Here is a 1,092-nt window from a genome sequence, read left to right as displayed (position 1 = left end):
GCGTTCTTGGTGGAATGCGTTCGTGAGTGACCTCCCAGCTTTCACACATGTCTCCGAATAGGTGACTCACGAACTGTGGCCCATTGTCAGTTCGTATTACGGGCGGTTCATCTTGAGCTTTGCTGTAATTGTTTATTGCTCTCCAAAGCGTCTGACAGGCATGCTTAGCCTCACACGACGATCCTCTGTAGTAGCCGACAATGACACGGGTAAATATATCGATAATGCTCAGTACGAAGAAATGCCTATCGCGACCAGCGACGTAACCGTATTTAATGTCCATCTGCCAGAGCTGGTTAGGTCCTGTAATGACTCGGTTCTCTGGCAGTTTTCGAGGATGCTTGAAGCGCTTATGACGCTGGGGCTGTAGGATGTCTAGCGCCTTACACAGTCGGTAGCTCTTCTTGTGATTTAACTTCAACCTATACTGGTTCCACAAACATTCCGCAAGCAGTTTGTAACCGTACACGTGCTCTTCTCCAGAGATCAGTTCGAGAAGCCATTCCTGGATCTGCTCGTCACTGATTTTCTCCCCAGACTCCGTAAAGGAATAACCCGGGACGGGTCTTCCACGCTCACTTTGAGCTGCCTGTAGAGGCTGCTGTGACATGCGTTTAAGACGGTCATAGTAAGTTGACTCAGCCAACCCAATGATGCGCAGCACAAGGGCTGCTGGATTACCCTGCTTAATGAACGTGTCGGCTATCTTGAATTTTTCGGATAAGCAGGGGTTGGCTTTTTTAGCAGCTCACGTAGGATCTCAATCTCTAGATCCTTTTCTCCCAGCATCTTGACTGCCTTCTCGTATTTCTTCTCGACCTCGAGAAGGCGCTTCATTTCTTCAGCCTGCTCTTGGGGATAGGGATGATCTTGTTCGCCATGCTCTTCTCGATAATCCCTTACCCATTGATTCACCGTGCCGGGAGTAACACCATATTTTCTGGCAACAACAGCTGCCTTAATGCCAGACAAAACCTCTTGTGCAGCTTTCTCTCTCTGTTCAGACATTTTTCCCATTGAGTTCGTCCTCCTCATGTATTAAGTGTACATTTTCATGGTGGAGGACTCCAACTTAATTAGGGGGCTGTGGAG

The 1,092-nt window shown here is 48.4% G+C and carries 2 protein-coding genes; both read right to left on the bottom strand.

Annotated features, from left to right (window positions below):
- Nucleotides 1-610 (bottom strand): transposase (locus ACFPOF_RS23720; protein WP_378137346.1); only part of this gene is annotated, 610 nt, incomplete at its 3' end.
- Nucleotides 611-702: 92 nt separating this feature from the next.
- Nucleotides 703-1,017 (bottom strand): helix-turn-helix domain-containing protein, encoded by a 315-nt coding sequence (locus ACFPOF_RS23715; RefSeq protein WP_378137344.1) that lies wholly within the window; start codon nucleotides 1,015-1,017, stop codon nucleotides 703-705.
- Between the last annotated feature and the right edge of the window lie 75 nt (nucleotides 1,018-1,092).

This window comes from Cohnella soli (genome assembly GCF_042655525.1).
In the GTDB taxonomy this organism is placed as follows: Bacteria; Bacillota; Bacilli; order Paenibacillales; family Paenibacillaceae; genus Cohnella; species Cohnella soli.
The sequence above is the reverse complement of the archived record's forward strand: the minus strand, read 5'-3'. Positions and strand labels throughout refer to the sequence as shown.